Below are 18,581 nucleotides of genomic sequence, written 5' to 3'. Positions count from 1 at the left end.
CATTACTGAAGTGGCACCATAGCTGTGATTCCTAAGCAGAGACTTCAATATTTTCAATTCCAGAATTTGGTGTTTGTTTTGATATCCGCGCTGCCACAATGGTGCATAACAAGCCACAAGCAGCAAGAACGGATAACAGCAGAAAGTCACTCTGCCCACCGCTTCGAACGGCTTCAGCAGTATTCGGATTATGTAATTGTGCATGTGTGATTACTGCTGATAGAGCAGCTGTGCCAAATGAGCCTGCGAATTGTTGAAGCGTGTTGAATAAAGCGTTCACGTCACCTTTTTCATGAGGTGCCACATGCTTTGCTGCGTCTGACATGGTGTTGCCGAAACTAAAGTTAAAGCCAAAGCGCACAAACACGTAAAGACACATGAGACTAACAGCAGTTAGGGAGTGCGTAAACCACCACAGCAGCAATGAACCGACAAGCATTGAGGCATTGCCAAGTACAAGTGGAAGGGTGGCCCCTCGGCGGTCATAAATACGTCCTGCTATAGGAGAGACGAAGGAGCCAATTAATGATCCTGGCAGCACAATCAGGCCTGCGCTAAGTGCATCCATATGCATGGCATTTTGCACAAAGATTGGGATCAAGAAGGACATGCCAATATTAGTAAATTGCAGGAGGAAGAAGTTACCAGCTCGTAGGCCTAGGAAGGGTTTCGCCAAAAGTCGAAAATCGAGGATTCTCCTATTGCTGTGACAGATATGCCAGATGAACAGCGCAAGACTGCAGATAGAAACTGATACAGCAATCCATAGGCCATAGTCACTGAACGTTGCTGATCCAAGCTTGTTACATACTTCAATCAAGCTGTACATCACCACAGCCAATGTGATGAAGCCATATAGATCAAAACGTTTACCTAAAGATTTGACTGGCAAAGTGATGGTTAGCATCCCCAATACTAAAGAAGCCAGAATGATGGGAAGTATGAACCAGAAAATCATTCTCCAAGAAAGTATATGGGTCAGTACGCCGCCATAAGAGGGTCCAAGAGCAGGAGCGAATGAGGTAACCATACTGGCGATACCGACATATGCTCCTAACTGGTGAAAAGGTATAGTCTCAAACACGATGTGGAACATCAAAGGAGTTGAAATACCTGTCGCTATAGCCTGCAACAGGCGTCCGGCCATCAGCGGCATGAAGGAAGGTGCTAATGCGCAGACCAAAGTACCGATGGCACAGGCGCTCGCCGCAATAATAAATAGTGTACGAGGCTTAAAGCGTTGTATCAGGTATGAGGCAGTGCTCATCATAAAAGTCACCGTTAGCAAATATCCGGATGTTAACCATTGGATGGTGCTTAAAGGTTGACCCATTTCAGCTATGAGAGTTGGGAATGCAACAGTAAGCGAAGTCTCGGTCAAAATTCCGATAAAAGTCAATGCGCCTACCGCTGTGATAGCCAACTTAGTATTGCCTGAAACTGCTTTAGTGCTCATAAACAGTCTTTTCCCCCTGTGTTTTGGTGGTCTGGTGTTTGTCGTTTCCAGTACGGCAACACGAGAAGAGGGAAGAAGGGGAGGAGCGACGTAATCGCATTATGCCCGTCTAACATCGCTGACGGGCACCAGTAATCTAACCTTCATTCTCAAGTTTGCGTACCGCGTTGGCGATTGTACGCCTGATGAGCGATTCAGTCTGAGAATTGATGGAGGTGATGGCATATGCAACGGGCCAAATATCTCCGTCATCGAGGTTGGCAGTATCTTCAAAGCCAAGAGTCGCATAACGCATATGAAATTTTCCTGCTGGAAGCAGATGTATGACTACTTTGCCATTTTTGGTGAATGCCGGCATCCCATACCAAAGTTTGGTTTTTAGCTCAGGGTCAACCTCTGCGGCTATACGAACAATGCTCTGTGCAATACTTCTATCACTGTCATCGAGTTTGGCAATGGCATTAGACACGTCTTGAGCTTCTAAAGCTTCACGTTCCTGCTTAGAAATTCGTTTTTTGCTTTGTCGTATTTCGCGTGCGCGGTCTTTGACTGCTTGCTGTTCTTCTGCACTGAGCGTTGATTCGGTATGTTCTTGCTCTGGAGTTGTCATGATATCCCCCGATGGTCGTTTTGCAGACCGTGCGGAGCGCCGTCTGCGGTATTACTTCAAGTATTGCAGTAATTGTCCGACGTCCTGGATTACTAGCTGCAGATTCAGCCCTGTAAGAATAATCACCACAAGCCACGCTATGGTTGCCATCCACCATGAATTCGCGTATTCCTTACCCATAATTTTCTTTGAGGAGGTAAACCACACCAGAGGGACCATCGAAATAGGTAAGGCAATGCAGAGAAATACTTGCGAGTAGACTAACAGGCTGTCCAAAGACGACTCTTTGCCGCCAAAGAGAATGGTGCAAATCAGCACAGGAATAATTGAGATTACACGGGTGACCAAGCGGCGAAGCCACATTGGTATGCGCATGCGAATAAAGCCTTCCATCACGATCTGGCCGGTGAGTGTACCAGTGATAGTCGAATTCTGTCCGGAGGCGAGAAGTGCAACCGCGAACAGTGTGCTCAGTGCACCGCTGGCTACTGGGCCTGCAATAGATTCGTTGCCTAATGCGTTATAAAGAGCGGTAAAAGTGTCGAGCCCATCGCCATGTCCGAAGAAGAGCGCGGCGCCGAGTATCAGCAGCAGGCAGTTTACTAAGAATGCTGCTGTTAACTGAATATTTGAGTCCCACGTTGCAAAGCGCAATGCATGCTTCACCTGAGAGTCATCGTTACGGTCAAATTTTCTGGTCTGCACGATTGAGGAGTGCAAGTAGAGGTTATGAGGCATAACGGTGGCACCCACAATGCCTAAAGCCATGGTGAGTTGGCCATTGCCGAATATTTCAGGACTGGGAATGAATCCCTTCATCACGCCTGCCATATCGGGTTGCGCAAGGGTAACTTCATAAATGAATACTGCCATGATGACCAGGATGAGGGATACCACAATTGCTTCAATGCGGCGGAAGCCAATTTGCATCAATAGCAGCAGAATGAGTACATCGAAAACCGTTAGAGCGACACCGAGAACGAGGGGTATACCAAATAGCAGGTTGAGCGCAATGGCACCGCCAATAACTTCAGCCACATCAGTTGCCATAACTGCAAGCTCAGTGCAAATCCAAAGTGTAACGCCGAGTTTTCGACCGGTATGCTTTCTTGTGGCTTGAGCTAAATCAAGACCGGTTACAATTCCTAATTTTGCCGACATATACTGCAACATCATTGCTATTAAGCTTGATAGCAAAATCACCGACATGAGCAGATAGCCATATTGTGCGCCGCCGCCAATAGAGGTGATCCAATTGCCTGGATCCATATACCCCACCGCAACTAAGGCGCCAGGACCTGAGAAGGCTAGTAAATTCTTCCAGAAACTTGAGGATTGCTTGGGGATACTGATAGTGCTGTTGATTTCCTCAAGTGACAACCCATTAGCTGTTTCGACGAGTCCGTGATGTCGGGTTGTCACCCCCTCGCTGATATCTGACACTGCCTCTGCCTTCACTCTCATGAATCCCCGATTCAAGTGCTCTTACTAAAAGTATTGAGCCCTCGAACAATTATCTTGTACGCCTAGAAGTATAGAGCGTGAAATGTTTCGTGTCATCACTTTTGTGGTGAATTTCAGTAATCAGATTGGTGAACGCTTCCCCTACAGCAATAGATACGCTGCTTTGAATACACTGGAGCTTATGACTTTTCAAAGCCTCTCGTCTAATACACAGGATTACCTCAAAGTAATTTGGGATCTTCAGGAATGGACGCATGAGCCGATTCAGCCTGCAGCGATTGCCAAAAAGACCGGCATGAAACCATCGACTGTTTCTGGGGCTTTGGGCCGGTTGGTAACCAACGGTCTGGTGCAGCACGCGCCATATGGTGCGGTTACGCTAACTGAACGCGGTGAACGATATGCACTTAAAATGGTTCGTCGGCATCGCTTATTGGAATTATTTCTTGTGGATGCTTTGGGTTATCACTGGGATGAAGTGCATGATGAAGCAGACTCATTGGAACATGCTGTATCAGATATGATGATTGACCGGATCGACGCTACCCTTGGTCACCCGAGCAAAGATCCACATGGAGATCCCATTCCTAGCGAAGTTGGTGACATACGTGAGGTCAACAGCGAACCGCTTTCTGATGTTAAGCAAGGCTCTGTAGTGCGTATTGAGCGTGTGAATGATGAAGATCCTGAGCTACTGCGGTATTTGGAGAATGAAGGTTTCGGCATTGGTAAAGCAGTGCGAATCAAAGCAATGGCCAGATACGCTGATTCAGTGAGTTTTAGTTTGGTTGGCGAGGTTGAAGAAGCTGCACCAATTGCCCTCGGTTTGCAGGCTGCGAGGCAAATCCGAGTGGTGCCTATTACACAGGGTAGTACTGAGTAACACTCACCGGTAGTTCGTTGTGGTAGACAATTACTAAGACTGAAAGTGCTATTCCTGCTGTTTGGTTTTATCTGGTGGCGACTATTACATCAGCTTCGACTGTAATAGCGTCAATCGTGCTGAGATCAAGGTCATCATGGTTAATGTGGAACATGACTGGTGTCATCGCCATGAAATCTTTGAGTAGGGCACTATCAACGGCTGTCGTAGCACTCACTCTGGTGGTGCTGACGATATGCATATGTTCATTGATGCCTGATAACACTTGTTGATTGGAATACTGCGAGTCTCCGCGCAAGCCAGCTTTGACGATGGCATTACGTAACTCCATCACATGATGCGGCCCTGGAATGATTTTGATAAGCCTGCCGCTAGGGCGTAAAATCCGATCGAATTCAGCATAGTTGGCAGGTGAAAATACGTTGGTAATGCAATCTACGGTGTGATCTAGAAGGGGAATACGCGCGAGATCTGATACCACCCATTCAATATCGCCCCCGCCAATGGCAGCTAATGAGATTGCATCTTTAGAGAGGTCAATGGCAATGAGATTCGTTGAGAGGGTTTGTGACGTATGCTGTTGCTCTTCGCTGCTTAGCAAACGCCGGATGTAATAGCCCTCTCCACAGCCCGCATCCACAACTCTTGAGCTCTGCTCTTGCGGTTCATGAGAAGTTTGCGCTGAGAACTTATGCGAGGAAGACAACGCTGTGCGCACAGCATCACAATAAGCTTCTGCTACATGCTCGTACATACCTGCCGAGAAAACAGCAGAGCGGTGTTCAAAGAAGTTCCGGTCATATAAATTGCTATTCCCATTTTCGCCGCGGAGTAGTGAAACTAAACCTTTAGCGGAAATATTAAAGGTGTGGCGATTAACACACTGCAAGCTGGCCTGAACGAGTTCTAGAGCCTCATGACAAATTGGGCAACGGTAGAGTAGGGTGCGATGATCGAATTTGGTGATGCTTCGTCTCACCGGTACCTCACTCTCAGTTTCGTTTCGTATTACATAGTTTGGCTGATTACGGTCATTAATCGCAAACCGTAATCAGCCAATTCATCAGACTTCGTATATCATCTCACCGTATTGCGCAATATCATCATCTGAGGTCACCACGATAACGCAGCGTTTATTCTCTTGAGTAAGGCCTTCCAACAGTTTCATAATGGTAATTGCCTCTTGATGTTCCAAACCGGCAGTGGGCTCGTCAAGAATGATTACTGTTGCATCGCAACATAACGTTCTAGCTATTTCAGCTCTACGTCTATCAATAAGCTGTATCTTTGCCACAGGAATGTCAATTTGGTCCTCAGGGAAGTTAACTCGACGTAGCTGCTCGTTGGCAATAACAGGCATAGGCTTGAGAAAATTACGTCCAGAGGCCTGCATGGTGAGTATAAGGTTATCCAAGGCACTGAGCTCGTCGCGTGTGGAGCACTGCTGGAACATGATGCCTACAAGATGCCCACGGTACTCTGACGCTTCCAACTCGAGTAGATTCTTGCCGTGGAATTCAACAGTTCCTGCTGTAGGTAGTAATAAACCACTGAGCAGACCCATAGTGGCCATTCGAGCATCTTCAGAGTCGACCAACACGGTTTGGATGCTACTGGCGTAGAAGGGCCAATTGACATTATCTAAGACGGCGTATCGGTTTTTCTTCGGGAAATAGCTGGCATTTTGCAGCGACAGAATAGGGTACTGATCAATTTTCAATTTGCTCTTGCGATGTATCTCAGCGTTAATACGCGAAGATACATGCATCAATGGGTCTTTCGTATCACTGAGATGTTCAGATTCTGCTGGTTGCTGGGTCTTTGCCGGCTGATTAGCTTTCGTCGAGGTGGCATCTGAGCTAGTGTCGCTCGCAGCTGGCAAGGGCTCCTTGTCTAACGCTGCATCAGCGACGTGGTTATCTTCGCTCTCAGTCGGGGAGTGCTCATCAGAGAGCTTTGCTTCATTGTTCTCGACGATGGTTGCGGACGTTGAATCCGATGAGTGATCAGCACTGGTATCGTCGTCTTGCGCAGCTTCTTCTTCGTCATCATCGTCGAATACGATGGTAAAACTTACTGAAGGGGCACTCTCTTCTTGTTGAATGTCGTCGACATCTGCATCATTCTTTGCTGAGTCGATATTTGCTGATGTCTCGTGCTCATCTTTCGACTGATCGCTCATATCTAGGTCCTTCTGTGACAGAGAGCTGTTTGGTGTGGAAGACGCTATTTCCTCAGATTCTGGTACGGATTTCGCTTTCCTGCTCATGCCTGTGCCTCCTGTCGTGGCAGCAATAAGTTGCGCTTTCTAAATATCGTGATGCGTGTTATTGCAGCGATGATGCACAGGGCACAAAGACCTGCGGCCACCGATATGAGTATTTTCCACACGCCAAGGTCTGGGGTTGATTCGGCAATACTATGGGCGGGAATCCAACGTGCTACCAGTAGGTTGAGTGCGTAGCCTCCGCCCAGCCCAACGAGCAAGCTTGGAATCACTACTATGAACATTTCTATGATAAAACGCCAAGAAATTCTCACTTTGCCTACGCCTAAGGTCATAAGCATGCCAATTTCTTGTTTCCGGTGGCTCAAAGTAAAGAACCCACATGCTAGAAGTATCACTGCCCCTAGAATCGCTAAGGTGAGCATGGTGTAGCGTGCCCACTTTGCGGTCTGTGTGAGAGGCTCAACTGTCTCGTTATACTGTTGCAAGCTTTCAGAAACCAGATCGTAATTCTTGCTCAGTCCGGCCTTGCGCACATTCTTCGTGAAGGTCTTGAAATCCTTTGGCGTGCTGAAACCGAAAACCATATTGAGACTGTGACCTGCTGTACCAGGGGTTGTTTCGGAATCCAAACCCATGCTCATGAAGGTGTAGTAACTCGTGTATATAGCGTTATCGGGGTTATCTGCATCGGCTGAAGAAGACTTGGCGGTAGTGGCATTCTTATAGATACCTGAAATCGTCAACTTATGCGTTTTGCTCGAAGTTTTCATATCGGCAACAGTGATGCTATCGCCCACTTTGAGATTGTTCTTCTTGGCGAGAGCCTGCGAGATTAATACAGTGTTGCTCGCTGTGCTTTCCGAGTAGCTGACAGCTTTCCCTGATGTCAAAGTGAAGGAGCCGTTTGCTGCTTTCTTTGCAGATGCTGCTGATGAGAAACCAACTACCGAGAGAGCCCCACGTCCTTTACCGACAGCGGTATCAGAGGATGTACCTGAGTTACCAGACACTGCTTTAAGGTTCCCGCTGGCCGAGATATCTGCGGATTCATTGTAATCGGCGCTGAACTGGACAACGGCTGCCTGCGCATAGGTAATGTAATCTTCCCAGCCCAAAGTGTATTTGGACCAGTCAATGGTTTTACCCTCATTTGCTTTGATAACTTTTGCTCGGTTGAGCTTGAATATGGCTGTGACGTCTTGAGAATCGTAACTTGTTGTCGTCGCAATATTCTCTGCTTTGAGTATGGAGAGGCCTGTTAACGACACCACCGAAACGATGACAATCGTCAATGCCGCCAGAGTGGAACGCCCTTTATGGCGGCTTATCGTTGCCCATGCTTCTTTCAGAACGAACATACCGTGTCTTCTCCATCATTCATGCGCTTTGTATCGCACGCGTCTGTACGTGTTTACAAGAGCAGCTGTTGGTTGGTAGTCATCCCGAATCACTTTGGGGCAACACCGACCACTATCGTCTCACCTTTGACTATGAGGGTGTCAAGTGTGAGTTATCTTGTCTGATTCTTCAATAATGATGCTAGCAAGCTGAATATTTCCTGATTGTGCGGTTTGCAAAGCCATAATTAGTGCTCTCAAAGCTATTTGTGGTGTGCAAATGAGCTCGTTTTATGAGACGCAACTTCTTCTTGTCTTACTGAGGGTATGAAGCAACAACAGGGGCCACGTATATAACGTGGCCCCTGTGTAGTCAGCATTCTCGTAAGGAGAACTTATGCTTTAGTAGTAGCTGATTTCTGAGCATTTTTGCGAGCAGCTTTTTCTGCCTTCTCTGCTGCTTTGATCTCATCGATAAAAGCAGTGTGCTCCTTAGCTGGCATCCAGCCTTTGTCAACAACTTTAACTTGCCAAACCCAAGCACCAGCAAGCAACACGGCTGCAAAGATTATTAAGCCAATTGCACCGCCAACTGTACCGAGGTGAGCGATATTGCCAACAATGGTACCGAACCAGCCAAAGTCTGCATCGCCGAATGTTGAATTAGCGATACCGAAGCTGCCCATAACGGTCATCAGAGCTGCTGGAAGGAAGGTAATCAGCATGCCGTTGATGAAACCACCAACCACAGAACCGATACGACCACCAGTTGCATTACCGAATACACCAGCACCACCACCATCGAAGAAGTGAGGAACCATGCCTGGCAGGATTAGGGCGATTCCCCAAACCGGTCCAAGCCAGACGGCGATGATGACGAGTGCCACCAGACCGCCCGCGAAGGAAGATAGGAAGCCGATAAGCGATGCATTTGCTCCGAATGGGAACACAATCGGGACATCTAGAGCTGGCTTAGCGCCAGGAACTACCTTATTAGCAATACCCTGGAAGGCAGGAACCAATTCACCAAGGATGATGCGCACGCCGTAGAGGATAATGCTTACACCGATGCCGAACTGCAATGCCTGAGCGAATGCAGCCATGAAGAAGGCTCCGTAATTAGCAGGGTGTGATGGGAAGATTGCAAAAGCTGTTTTGGCAGGCAAGACTATGGCACCCCAGATTGAGAACACCAAGTACAGCACAATCATTAACACAGTGGTTGAGACCATTGAGTCACGAAGGAAGTTCAGTCCCTTCGGGAAATTGATGTCTTCAGTGGAACGTGATTTTTTGCCAACCTTAGCGCCGACAGCGCCAGAGACAATATAACCAAGTGTATTGAAATGTCCTATTGCCAGCTTGTCATTTCCTGTAACTCTGTTCATGAAAGGCTGCGCGAAAGCAGGCAGTACAACCATGACAACACCCATCAGGGCTGCTCCGACCAAGATGACGAGAAGTTGATTGTCGGATCCTAAACCTACAGATAGCACTACTGCCAGCAGAGTTGACATGAAGACCATATGGTGGCCGGTTAGGAACACGTACTTCAGTGGTGTGAAGCGTGCAAAGAGCAGCATGATGAGGAAGCTGAGCACGATGATGTAGGCGGAAGTTGCACCATACTGGCTAGAAGCTTGTGCCGTGATGACTTCGTTAGTGGGTACCACGCCCTGAGCGCCGGTAGATTTCAGAACCAGCTCTCCAAATGGTGACAGTGCTGCAGTAACAACTGTCGCTCCTGCACCGAGGATGAGATAGCCCATTGCCGCTTTGAGTCCACCTGAGATAACCTGCCCTGCGCTACGTTTGAGCGCGATGAGGCCAATAACGGCTACAATGCCGATCAGGTAGGCAGGGACATTAAGAATTTCTTGGCTGATAAAGTCCAGCACCTGTATGATTACATTCATTTCTTTCTCTTTTCAGATGTGGTCTGGTTAAAGATTTGAGTTGTGACGAGCAGTGTCAGTACCTGTGCTGAGTACTAATCGACATACTTCTCAAGGACGTCTTTGACTTCTTGCTGATCCATGAAGTTCTCAATGGTTTCAACAGGAACATCAACGCCTTCAAGTTCTGCTGCGAGTTGAGGTGAGGTAAGTACCAGATCGCTCTGGTTTGCAGTGCCCTTAGCGCTCCCTGCATCTGATGTGGTGACATTGACATCGAGATCCATGTCAGCAGCTACTTGTTCAACATTGATTTTGAGTAGCACAGAGGTGCCGATACCATTGCCGCATACGCATAGGATGTTCATTCTTTTCTCTTTTCTCTGGTGGTGATTTACAAGGCTGGGACAGGGTGTCTCAGCTGTTGAGGATTGTTCTGATCGCCTCGGGGGATTGAGCGTTGTTGAGCTCATCCTTCGTGGCGGGATTAGATAATGACTTGGCTATTGCAGACATCACTTGGAGATGTTCTTCCTCGTTTTTTCCGGCAAGGCCGATCACTAGGGATACGGGGTCGTTCGCTTTATTGCCAAATGGAACGGGAGTGCTCAGTCTCACCCAACTCAGACCGGTATGGAGCACGGCTGCAGATGGGCGTGAATGAGCCAATGCTAGGCCTGGCGCGATAACGATGTAGGGGCCCATTTTCTCTACAGTGTCAATCATCTCTTGTGTATAAGCCGAAGTAGTAAATCCTGAGTCTTCAAGTCCTTTTCCTGCCAAACGTATGGCATCTTTCCAATCTTGAGCGCTCTGGTCGAGTACAAATGAAGTATCGGGTAAAAACTCTTGGATAGTTGCGGTCATTGAGATACCTCCCAAGGTATGAGTAGTTATTGCTGAGTGATGTCCGCTGATATAGGTACTGCCGTTAATCAGCCGCGCTTCGGCGGGTAGAAATCTCCTGCCAAAGCACGTTGAGCGAGAGATTGAGCTTCTTCGCTAGTGTGCGCTGCGAGATTTGCCCTAACATCGTCTAGGGCAAATGGAGTCATCGATAGTGATGTGACACCCAATCCAAAGAGTACGAGTGCCAAATCTGGGTCCGCAGCCGCTTCGCCACAAACGCCAACAGGCATATGGTGTTTCTTACCGGCATCTGCAATCAACTTGATGGCTCGCAAAACCGCCGGATGCCAAGCAGTTTGATACGCGCTAACGGATGCAAGCGTTCTGTCTGCTGCAAGAGTGTACTGGGTAAGATCGTTGGTACCGATACTTACGAAATCACTCACTTGCGCTACTTCGTCAGCCATAAGTGCAATGGACGGTACTTCGGCCATAGCTCCAACATGAGAGAGGCCTTTCTCTTTGCCGAGTTTAACAAAATACTCTGCCTCATGTTCATCAGCAACCATTGGTGCCATAACCCAAAGGTCTGCGTCAGTTTCTTTATCTGCTTGTGCTAGAGCTTCTAGTTGGTCCTCGAGAATTTGCTTATGAGTTCGTAGGGTGCGCAAGCCTCTGAGGCCAAGAGCTGGATTGGGCTCATTTTCTGGGGTGAGGAATTCCAAGGGTTTATCGGCACCAGCATCGAGCATGCGGATGACGACTTTCTTTCCAGAGAAATGGCTGAGTAATTCCACGTATGCTTTGCTTTGCTCCTCAACAGAAGGTGAGGTAGCTGAAGACATGAACATGAATTCTGTGCGGAACAGGCCTACTCCCTCAGCTCCATATTCCAATGCTGCTGTGGCATCTTGTGGTTTGGCAACATTTGCCAACAGTGCTATAGGGACGCCATCTTTGGTGGCACCGGCTTTGCCTCGTAGGAGTTTCGCACGTTGTGCATGCTGCTTGAGGTGTTCAGCTTCTTGCAAATCCTCATCGCTGGGGTCAACATTCACTACACCCCGCGCTGCATTCACGATTACATTTGAGCCGTTTGACAGGGTGGCTGCTTCCTGAGCGCCTACAACGGCTACGATGCCTCGCGATCTTGCCAAAATCGCTGTATGGCTTGTTGGGCTCCCTTGGACAGTAATAATTCCTAGGGTTTTGCTCATATCAAGAGCTGCTGTGTCAGCAGGTGATAGGTCTTCAGCCAGCAGCACGAATGGCTCGTCGCTCTGAGGAATGCCAGGCATTGGCGCACCTAGGAGTAAAGCAATTGCCCGCTGCCCAACGTCATGCAAATCGCTTGCTCGTTCTGCCATGTAGCCACCGAGAGCACTCAACTTGTCTTCGAATTCATTGAATCCTTCATACACTGCGCGTTCAGTAGTTTTACCTTGTTTCAAGACTGCGCTGATGGACTGTTTAAGTGCAGGGTCCACCGCCATTTGTGAGAGCGCAATAAGAATCGGTGCTGCGTCGCGTGTCTGCGCGTCCTGTTGTGCATCTTCAGCACGTTTGCTCAGATCGTCACTGACTTGATTCAATACCTGCTGTACGTCATGTTCGGCTTGGTCATATTCAATGTCGGAAGATCTGTTGCTATCAGCAGGAGCCTGCAATGCTGGCTCCATGCGAAGGATGTGTCCCACAGCGATTCCACGTCCAATTCCCGTACCAATGATGTTCATGCGAATCCCCTCTTTGTCAGCAAATGTCTCTCTCGCAGCTGCTGCGCTGCGCTCAGCCCAATGCCCCATGCTTCATGTAGCTGTGTTGATGATGTGCCGCTCCAAAGGTCACTTCAATGTATCTTTGAAACGCTGTAATTACTATGGTAAACGATTTCTGAAAAACGTCAATCCGGAGTATCGTATATGGCGTGTGCATACAAGATGCGCACTTTAATTTCCGGTACAAGGGAGTATTTATGGCAACTGCAACACGAACAGTGCAAATTGAAGATCCAGTGGGAATTCATGCGCGTCCTGCTTCTGCTTTTGCTCAAGCTGTAGCGGCAAGTGGCTGCACGGTGACCATCTCCAAGAAGCCTGGCACCCCTGGGGTGGATGCTGCGAGTGTGTTGATGGTGATGAGCTTGGGTATCCAGCAACACGACAACGTCGAGATTGTTGTTGAGGGCGATGACGCTGAGACTGTCGCTGATGGTTTGGTAAAAACCCTTTTGGCTGCTGAATAGGTATTAAGCTGTATATGCCGTCATCAATCGATGCGGTTGATACATCGGCTAGGTGAAATTCGGGGTGTGCTATGTCGCAAAAAACGCTGACTAGCGAGGCTTCAATCTCGAATGTTGCCGCTTTGGCGGGTGTCTCAACCGCAACGGTGTCAAGGGTGCTATCGGGAAGACGAAAGAAAGACGACGATCTTAGCCGAAGAGTTAAGCGTGCTGCTGAGAAGCTCAATTATTCAGTGAATTATGCAGCCAGTGCATTGCGTAGTGATGTTACCAATACAATTGCGGTGATTGTCCCTGAATTGTGCGCTTCAATGTACTCGGGACTGGTTCAGGCAATTGAGCCGGTGATCAATGGGCAAGGTAAACAACTGCTCCTCGGCCTTGGGAAAGATACTCAAGAGCAGCAGCAACGATTGCGTGCAGTGGTATCTCGTCGCGTTGACGGCATACTTGTGGTGCCGGTTCAAACAGAAGCAGTGGCAGATCTTCTCGATGAGATTGCCGAACATACGCCTGTGGTGCAGTTGTTCTCACAGTCGTATTCAAATCAGTTGGATTGGGTTGGGACGAGTAGTAGCCTCGTCATGCAGACGATTGCTGAGCATTTGAACGCAGTTGGTGCACATTCTGTGGCATATTTTGGTAGTCCCACCGATTCAGTTGATGGTATGGATTTGTTCACTGCCTTTCATATGCAAATGACTGTTTCCGGTTTATCAACTCGGACCGAGTGGATCCGTTTTGGTACTGGCGGTATGGACTATGGTTTTCAAGAAGCCAAGAAGATATTTACTGAAGGTGCGCAGTATCCGGAATCCATTATTTGCGCTGACGATATGACAGCGCTTGGCATTCTTGCTGCTTGTCGCACCTGCGAGATCAGCATACCGGAGCAAATTAAGTTGGTGGTGTTGAAAGATTCAGAGTTGTGCGGAGAAAGTGGTTTAGGCAAACCTTCTTTTACTGCTGTGAATATGCCTTGGACACCTATTGCTGAACAGGCTATGAATCTCATAGCAAAGGAGCATGAGAGTAAAGCTTGGTTGCCTACTCATACTGAGATTGAATCCCAGCTCATTCTTAGGGAGTCGTCAATTGCCTCTTCATAGTGGTTTTGAGTCTTCATTGCATGGCACGATAGTTCTGTAAATCACATCAATGTTGGGGGAATGCAAGTGATACTAGTGAGTTCCTGCCTTGCGGGTTTTGCAGTGCGTTATGATGGCGCGGATGCGCGAAATGATATTGCACAGTGGCTCGTTGAGCGTGGACAGGCTATATCCGCATGTCCAGAGATTCTCGGAGGTTTTGCAATCCCGCGTCCGCCAGCAGAAATTGCTCATAACAATAGCTTCACTAAGACTCACCGAAGAGTTCTTGAAATCGGCGGTAACGATGTTACCGACGCATACGAAGCAGGAGCTCAGAGAGCTTTACGTATTGTTAAACGTCATCACATCTCGGTCGCCTTTCTCAAAGATCGGAGCCCATCGTGCGGGGTAGAGGTGATATATGATGGCAGTTTCTCTGGGGTGAAGATACCTGGCATGGGTGTGACAGCGCAATTGTTCGCTGCGAATGGGGTAACGGTATATCCTGACACTGCCTTGAGTGTTGAAGCGGTATTGCCATACGTGGACGAAGATCTACATACTGAGTTACGCAAATCTTTCCGCACTTCGCGGTAGGGCAAGTGACCGTCATTGCAGTGCAGAAATACCGGTCACTCATTCTCGTGTCACGACGTGTGCGTTATCTGGTAATGGTCACTTTGCCATTCATGTGTCCTGATTCAACCATGCGATGTGCCTGCCGTAGTGTGTTTGCATTAATTGGTGACAAATGCTGAGTCATAGTGCTCAATAGCAGTCCTTCATCTGCAAGCTTGGCTAAATTTTCGAGAATGTTATGTTGACGAGCGAGATCGTGGGCATGGTGTTTTGCTCGGGCGAACATAAATTCCCAATGCCACGAGAGTGCTTTATCTTTGAGCGCGTACCAATCCAGGTGGTGCTCATCGTCGATTGCCACAATCTCACCGAATGGCCGCATAACTTCAACTAGTAACGGTATGTAAGCTTTGCTATAAGCACTGAAGGCATAATCCACGCCATCGGGCGCGAGAGTATGGATGTGCTGCGCTAAATCGGGACTGTGATAATCGACAACTGAATCAGCGCCTAGATTAGCTGCCCACTCTTTTGATTGAGGTCTCGAAGCCAAAGCGATAACGGTCAGATTGGTCAGATGCTTTGCTAGTTGAATAATCATTGATCCGACTCCGCCGGCAGCTCCGATTACCAGTAGCGTTCCTGAGCTATCGTGTTGGAGCTTCAGTTTGTCAAATAGAGCTTCCCAAGCGGTAAGTCCTGTTAGAGGGAGAGCAGCTGCTGAGGCATCATCCCAATGAGTAGGAGCATGCGCGACGAGCCGCTCATCTACCAGCTCATACTGAGCATACGAGCCAGGTCGCGTGATATCGCCCGCGTACCAGACTCTTTCGCCGCGGTGGAAGGTGCTGACCTTAGGCCCGACTTCTGCAATATCGCCAATGGCATCCCAACCCAAGATAACTTCATCGCCACTGCTCAAGCCAGCACGAACTTTTGTATCAACCGGATTGACTGAAATTGCATTCACTCGTACCAGTAGATCGGTACCAGAAGGATGACTAGGTGCGGTAATAGTGGCATCTACTAAAGATTCTGCTTGCTCTATGCTTCCGCCTGTGCGAGCGACAACCGCAGCCATGCTGCTTGGTAATGGGTCGGTGTGATTGGTCATATCGGTTCCTTTCATGTGATTGCACAGTATGTGATACCTCCACGGTCACTGGCATCATATGACTGGATGGGTGCTTACCCACAAGGGAGTCAAGGAACCTTGAAGTAACTATGCTGCGGTCTCAGAACGTTGCTCAATAGTGGCAGATTTCAAAGCAAGAGCTTGAGCATAATGCGATTCAGCCCAAAGTCGTACTTCTCGTAATGGTGCGACTGCGCTGATACCTTCTTCGGTAAGTGAATATTCTACGCGCGCAGGAACCTCGGCATATACCCGTCTGCTAATCAGCCCAGCATCTTCTAATCGTCGTAAGTTTGCTGAAAGAACTTTCGCTGATACTCCGTTGATGTGCCGTTGTAATTCTCCAAATCGCATGGCACCAGTTTGCAATGATTCGATGAGTAGCACCGACCATTTGCCGGATACCACATCCAGTAGTGCGCGGCATGGGCACTCTTTGGCATACACGTTTCCCCGAGAAATTTCATTGTTCATCGCAACCTCTGATGTTATAGTGCTTACCTTTAGAAAGTAACTATCACTACGATATCTCGACTCTTGTATGATGCTGTTCGAGAAATGTTTGCAGGGATTATTTTTAGTACTGCAGGCGTTTTGAAGCTTTCAAATTGTTGATGAACGAAGAAAGCTCTACTTCGTCAAGGCCTGAATGTGTTGCTATGACTTGTCTCAGTGCCATCTCGATAGAGGCAACGGCTTGCCTACCATGGCCACAGAGATATATGTATGCACCTGCATTGATCCACTCCCACAGTGTATTGCCTCGATCGAGAATAATATCTTGGACATGATGATGCTCAGCGTCGAAGCGTGACCATGCAACATCCAACTCTGAAATGAGACCAGAGTTCACATAATCTTGTAGATCATGGTGATATAGATAATCTTCCTTAGGATTTCTATTGCCGAGAATCAGCCAGTTTCGTCCATATGATTCATGGTTGAGCGAACGTTCTTGCAAGAAAGCTCGATACGGCGCTATGGCTGACCCTAGGGCGACCATGACAATTGCTGAACTCTGATCCTGTGGCAATCTAAAACGTTCATTTGATACCACTGCAAATTCGAGATGTGTTCCTATTGCTGATTGTGTAAGCATCCTAGAGCATTCGCCGATTTGTGGTTGCTTATTTGCTACATATTCAACTTCAGTGACTGTTAAATCCAGTAATGCATGGGAAAGTGCTTGTGCATTAGAAATTGAGTACATACGTCTACATGGCGAGGTGAACACTGCTAGTAGAGATTCGGGAGTAAGCGCTTGGCTTTGCGCAGGATAATCGTGGAACAATTCGTATGGGGTATGGCATTGTGCATACTCACGCAACTGACCTTCATCGTTGATGATTGCGAGTAGTTCAATATTCCCGAATTGCTCAGCGTAGCGCCGCATGAGTGCTGCAGTAGTACGAGTGATATCGCGCGAATATTTCAACGTCCTCGCAAGCTCGTGCCAAGCGTCATCATCGAGATTTAACGGTATGTTATCGAGAAAACGTTTCACGGTCTCATCAGTGTTGACATAAGTGATTGCTAATAAATCACCTGCTTCGTAATGCACCTCTTCGGGGAGTTGCAGACGAATACGATAGACGTGTTTGTGTGATTGTGGCGAGGTTAGTGTTTCGCGCTCAACCAGGGTTGCGATGTGTGAGGGATCTCGAAGCCGCTCGCTCGTATGAATGCCTCTATCGTTGTTGATTCCTGTGGTGGTGTTGGCCAATATGGATGCGTTGTTATGATGTTCCAATTCGTGCTGCACTACGGCACGGATAGAGATAATCCAGCGAGCCGCTTCATCTTCATAATCAAAGTCACATTCACCATGCTGCAGAAGTTTTTTGGCACCGAGTTGCTCAAAGCGAGCGTCAAATTGACGTGCCATGAGATTGAAATTCTCGGCATATGCACTGTCACCAAGGCCTAGCACAGCATACGACACACCCTTCAGATTGCAGTTGTGTTTAGCGCCGACTACAGCATCATAGAGATCTTCCGCACCGTAGGGCGGCTCTCCTTCGCCTTGAGTGGAGGTAATCATGAGAAGAATGTCTTCGCTCTCAAGCTCATCCAAGTTGTAGTCATAGGCTTCAACCAAACGAAGACTCTCGCATATGGGGGTAATAGCAGCTTGTAAGTGTTCTCCGACTTCCAATGAATTTCCAGTTTCTGAAGCTACCAATATTGTGATATGGCGGTCGTCAGCGACGATGTTCCCCATGATGCTACCTTCCCTGAACGTGCGCGTTACCCGAAGCAACGTGGTTCTTTGCAGCGTCTATTACACGCAGATGTGACCGCAATAATCAAGACTTGACATTGTTGCATTTAGTGCTTGCTCATATGTTGAAGGCGCAGAATCCGGAGCATTCAAGCGCTTTATTGATAAAGCACAATACTGTCGTGGAAAGAAACGCTGTGGTTGCAAGCGATTTGTGTAGTTCGCCATCGTGTCATACAGTGTGGTGCAACACGGGACGCACGGAAGCGCTTACCGCGTTACATGCAAGATGAAAGTGGTGTATGGTCTACTGCGCGTAATTGACGTGTGACTGTGCACGATTCTTCTGGCTTATGACAAGGAGGTGATGGCTGCGATGACCGTAATGGGTTTTATGAATGATTGTGCATTATGTGCGGTTCAGTTGCGTCATCACACAGAACGCCTCGTTGGGCGTTATCCCTCTATGTAGTGCTCTGTTCTTTACTGTTGAAAACGTGTGTGGTGCATATCTTTGCAAGAGACACGCTCAATGTAGTGCCTGATTTGACTCCAACTATTTGCATAGCTGAGAGTGGCATTCACA

The 18,581-nt window shown here is 48.0% G+C and carries 17 protein-coding genes; 4 read left to right on the top strand and 13 right to left on the bottom strand.

All coding sequences use genetic code 11. From position 1 onward, the window contains the following. Window positions 1-31: 31 nt before the first annotated feature. From LKI20_RS09670 to LKI20_RS09660, 3 genes are all read right to left on the bottom strand, one after another. Complete coding sequence (locus LKI20_RS09670) at window positions 32-1,456, bottom strand: MFS transporter (protein WP_291773213.1); 1,425 nt, start codon at window positions 1,454-1,456, stop codon at window positions 32-34. A 136-nt stretch (window positions 1,457-1,592) separates the two neighbouring features. Further along, window positions 1,593-2,066, bottom strand: coding sequence for a DUF1801 domain-containing protein (locus LKI20_RS09665; protein ID WP_291773212.1), 474 nt, complete (start codon window positions 2,064-2,066; stop codon window positions 1,593-1,595). Between the two features lie 51 nt (window positions 2,067-2,117). Next, window positions 2,118-3,530, bottom strand: a complete 1,413-nt coding sequence (locus LKI20_RS09660; RefSeq protein ID WP_291773210.1) for an Nramp family divalent metal transporter — start codon at window positions 3,528-3,530, stop codon at window positions 2,118-2,120. 82 nt (window positions 3,531-3,612) lie between these two features. Between LKI20_RS09660 and LKI20_RS09655 the strand changes: the two genes are divergently transcribed. After that, window positions 3,613-4,413, top strand: a complete 801-nt coding sequence (locus tag LKI20_RS09655; RefSeq protein WP_291773208.1) for a metal-dependent transcriptional regulator — start codon at window positions 3,613-3,615, stop codon at window positions 4,411-4,413. Between the two features lie 67 nt (window positions 4,414-4,480). Here the strand turns inward: LKI20_RS09655 and LKI20_RS09650 are convergent, their stop codons facing one another. The 7 genes from LKI20_RS09650 to ptsP form a co-directional block, all read right to left on the bottom strand. Then, window positions 4,481-5,392, bottom strand: a complete 912-nt coding sequence (locus tag LKI20_RS09650; RefSeq protein ID WP_291773206.1) for a putative RNA methyltransferase — start codon at window positions 5,390-5,392, stop codon at window positions 4,481-4,483. 84 nt (window positions 5,393-5,476) lie between these two features. Further along, window positions 5,477-6,682, bottom strand: a complete 1,206-nt coding sequence (locus tag LKI20_RS09645) for an ATP-binding cassette domain-containing protein (protein ID WP_291773180.1) — start codon at window positions 6,680-6,682, stop codon at window positions 5,477-5,479. Further along, entirely contained in the window at window positions 6,679-8,001 is a 1,323-nt protein-coding gene (locus LKI20_RS09640) for an ABC transporter permease (RefSeq protein ID WP_291773178.1), read from the bottom strand. The genes LKI20_RS09645 and LKI20_RS09640 overlap by 4 nt, the downstream gene beginning before the upstream one ends. 374 nt (window positions 8,002-8,375) lie before the next feature. Next, window positions 8,376-9,896 carry a PTS ascorbate transporter subunit IIC gene (locus LKI20_RS09635; RefSeq protein ID WP_291773176.1) on the bottom strand — a complete coding sequence of 507 codons (1,521 nt, stop codon included), beginning with the start codon at window positions 9,894-9,896 and terminating at the stop codon, window positions 8,376-8,378. A 74-nt stretch (window positions 9,897-9,970) separates the two neighbouring features. Beyond that, window positions 9,971-10,243: a PTS sugar transporter subunit IIB gene (locus LKI20_RS09630; RefSeq protein ID WP_291773174.1), complete on the bottom strand. Its 273-nt coding sequence runs from the start codon at window positions 10,241-10,243 to the stop codon at window positions 9,971-9,973. 49 nt (window positions 10,244-10,292) lie between these two features. Further along, on the bottom strand, window positions 10,293-10,742 hold the full coding sequence (locus tag LKI20_RS09625; RefSeq protein WP_291773172.1) for a PTS sugar transporter subunit IIA: 450 nt from the start codon (window positions 10,740-10,742) through the stop codon (window positions 10,293-10,295). A 68-nt stretch (window positions 10,743-10,810) separates the two neighbouring features. Beyond that, entirely contained in the window at window positions 10,811-12,460 is a 1,650-nt protein-coding gene (ptsP, locus tag LKI20_RS09620) for a phosphoenolpyruvate--protein phosphotransferase (RefSeq protein ID WP_291773536.1), read from the bottom strand. A 239-nt stretch (window positions 12,461-12,699) separates the two neighbouring features. On the opposite strand from ptsP, the gene LKI20_RS09615 reads away from it, so the two are divergent. The 3 genes from LKI20_RS09615 (at window position 12,700) to LKI20_RS09605 (ending at window position 14,657) form a co-directional block, all read left to right on the top strand. Further along, on the top strand, window positions 12,700-12,969 hold the full coding sequence (locus tag LKI20_RS09615) for an HPr family phosphocarrier protein (protein ID WP_291773170.1): 270 nt from the start codon (window positions 12,700-12,702) through the stop codon (window positions 12,967-12,969). A gap of 71 nt (window positions 12,970-13,040) precedes the next feature. Then, window positions 13,041-14,078, top strand: a complete 1,038-nt coding sequence (locus tag LKI20_RS09610) for a LacI family DNA-binding transcriptional regulator (RefSeq protein WP_291773168.1) — start codon at window positions 13,041-13,043, stop codon at window positions 14,076-14,078. Window positions 14,079-14,138: 60 nt separating this feature from the next. Beyond that, the gene (locus tag LKI20_RS09605; RefSeq protein ID WP_291773165.1) at window positions 14,139-14,657 is read left to right on the top strand and encodes a DUF523 domain-containing protein; all 519 of its coding nucleotides are present in this window, start codon (window positions 14,139-14,141) and stop codon (window positions 14,655-14,657) included. A 64-nt stretch (window positions 14,658-14,721) separates the two neighbouring features. Here LKI20_RS09605 and LKI20_RS09600 read toward each other — a convergent pair whose 3' ends face one another. From LKI20_RS09600 to LKI20_RS09590, 3 genes are all read right to left on the bottom strand, one after another. Continuing rightward, window positions 14,722-15,753 carry a zinc-binding alcohol dehydrogenase family protein gene (locus tag LKI20_RS09600; RefSeq protein ID WP_291773163.1) on the bottom strand — a complete coding sequence of 344 codons (1,032 nt, stop codon included), beginning with the start codon at window positions 15,751-15,753 and terminating at the stop codon, window positions 14,722-14,724. A gap of 108 nt (window positions 15,754-15,861) precedes the next feature. After that, window positions 15,862-16,248: a winged helix-turn-helix transcriptional regulator gene (locus LKI20_RS09595; protein WP_291773161.1), complete on the bottom strand. Its 387-nt coding sequence runs from the start codon at window positions 16,246-16,248 to the stop codon at window positions 15,862-15,864. 103 nt (window positions 16,249-16,351) lie between these two features. Next, window positions 16,352-17,995 (bottom strand): flavodoxin domain-containing protein, encoded by a 1,644-nt coding sequence (locus LKI20_RS09590; protein WP_291773159.1) that lies wholly within the window; start codon window positions 17,993-17,995, stop codon window positions 16,352-16,354. Window positions 17,996-18,581 lie beyond the last annotated feature (586 nt).

Source organism: Bifidobacterium sp. (assembly GCF_022647885.1).
In the GTDB taxonomy this organism is placed as follows: Bacteria; Actinomycetota; Actinomycetes; order Actinomycetales; family Bifidobacteriaceae; genus Bombiscardovia.
This window is presented reverse-complemented; position numbering and strand designations above follow the sequence as displayed.

Bases quoted from the DNA above. Each gene is read 5' to 3' on its own strand.
- LKI20_RS09670 (WP_291773213.1), bottom strand. From the start codon at position 1,456: ATGAGCACTAAAGCAGTTTCAGGCAATACTAAGTTGGCTATCACAGCG.
- LKI20_RS09665 (WP_291773212.1), bottom strand. From the start codon at position 2,066: ATGACAACTCCAGAGCAAGAACATACCGAATCAACGCTCAGTGCAGAA.
- LKI20_RS09660 (WP_291773210.1), bottom strand. From the start codon at position 3,530: ATGAGAGTGAAGGCAGAGGCAGTGTCAGATATCAGCGAGGGGGTGACA.
- LKI20_RS09655 (WP_291773208.1), top strand. From the start codon at position 3,613: ATGTTTCGTGTCATCACTTTTGTGGTGAATTTCAGTAATCAGATTGGT.
- LKI20_RS09645 (WP_291773180.1), bottom strand. From the start codon at position 6,682: ATGAGCAGGAAAGCGAAATCCGTACCAGAATCTGAGGAAATAGCGTCT.
- LKI20_RS09640 (WP_291773178.1), bottom strand. From the start codon at position 8,001: ATGTTCGTTCTGAAAGAAGCATGGGCAACGATAAGCCGCCATAAAGGG.
- LKI20_RS09635 (WP_291773176.1), bottom strand. From the start codon at position 9,896: ATGAATGTAATCATACAGGTGCTGGACTTTATCAGCCAAGAAATTCTT.
- LKI20_RS09630 (WP_291773174.1), bottom strand. From the start codon at position 10,243: ATGAACATCCTATGCGTATGCGGCAATGGTATCGGCACCTCTGTGCTA.
- LKI20_RS09625 (WP_291773172.1), bottom strand. From the start codon at position 10,742: ATGACCGCAACTATCCAAGAGTTTTTACCCGATACTTCATTTGTACTC.
- ptsP (WP_291773536.1), bottom strand. From the start codon at position 12,460: ATGAACATCATTGGTACGGGAATTGGACGTGGAATCGCTGTGGGACAC.
- LKI20_RS09615 (WP_291773170.1), top strand. From the start codon at position 12,700: ATGGCAACTGCAACACGAACAGTGCAAATTGAAGATCCAGTGGGAATT.
- LKI20_RS09610 (WP_291773168.1), top strand. From the start codon at position 13,041: ATGTCGCAAAAAACGCTGACTAGCGAGGCTTCAATCTCGAATGTTGCC.
- LKI20_RS09605 (WP_291773165.1), top strand. From the start codon at position 14,139: ATGCAAGTGATACTAGTGAGTTCCTGCCTTGCGGGTTTTGCAGTGCGT.
- LKI20_RS09600 (WP_291773163.1), bottom strand. From the start codon at position 15,753: ATGACCAATCACACCGACCCATTACCAAGCAGCATGGCTGCGGTTGTC.
- LKI20_RS09595 (WP_291773161.1), bottom strand. From the start codon at position 16,248: ATGAACAATGAAATTTCTCGGGGAAACGTGTATGCCAAAGAGTGCCCA.
- LKI20_RS09590 (WP_291773159.1), bottom strand. From the start codon at position 17,995: ATGGGGAACATCGTCGCTGACGACCGCCATATCACAATATTGGTAGCT.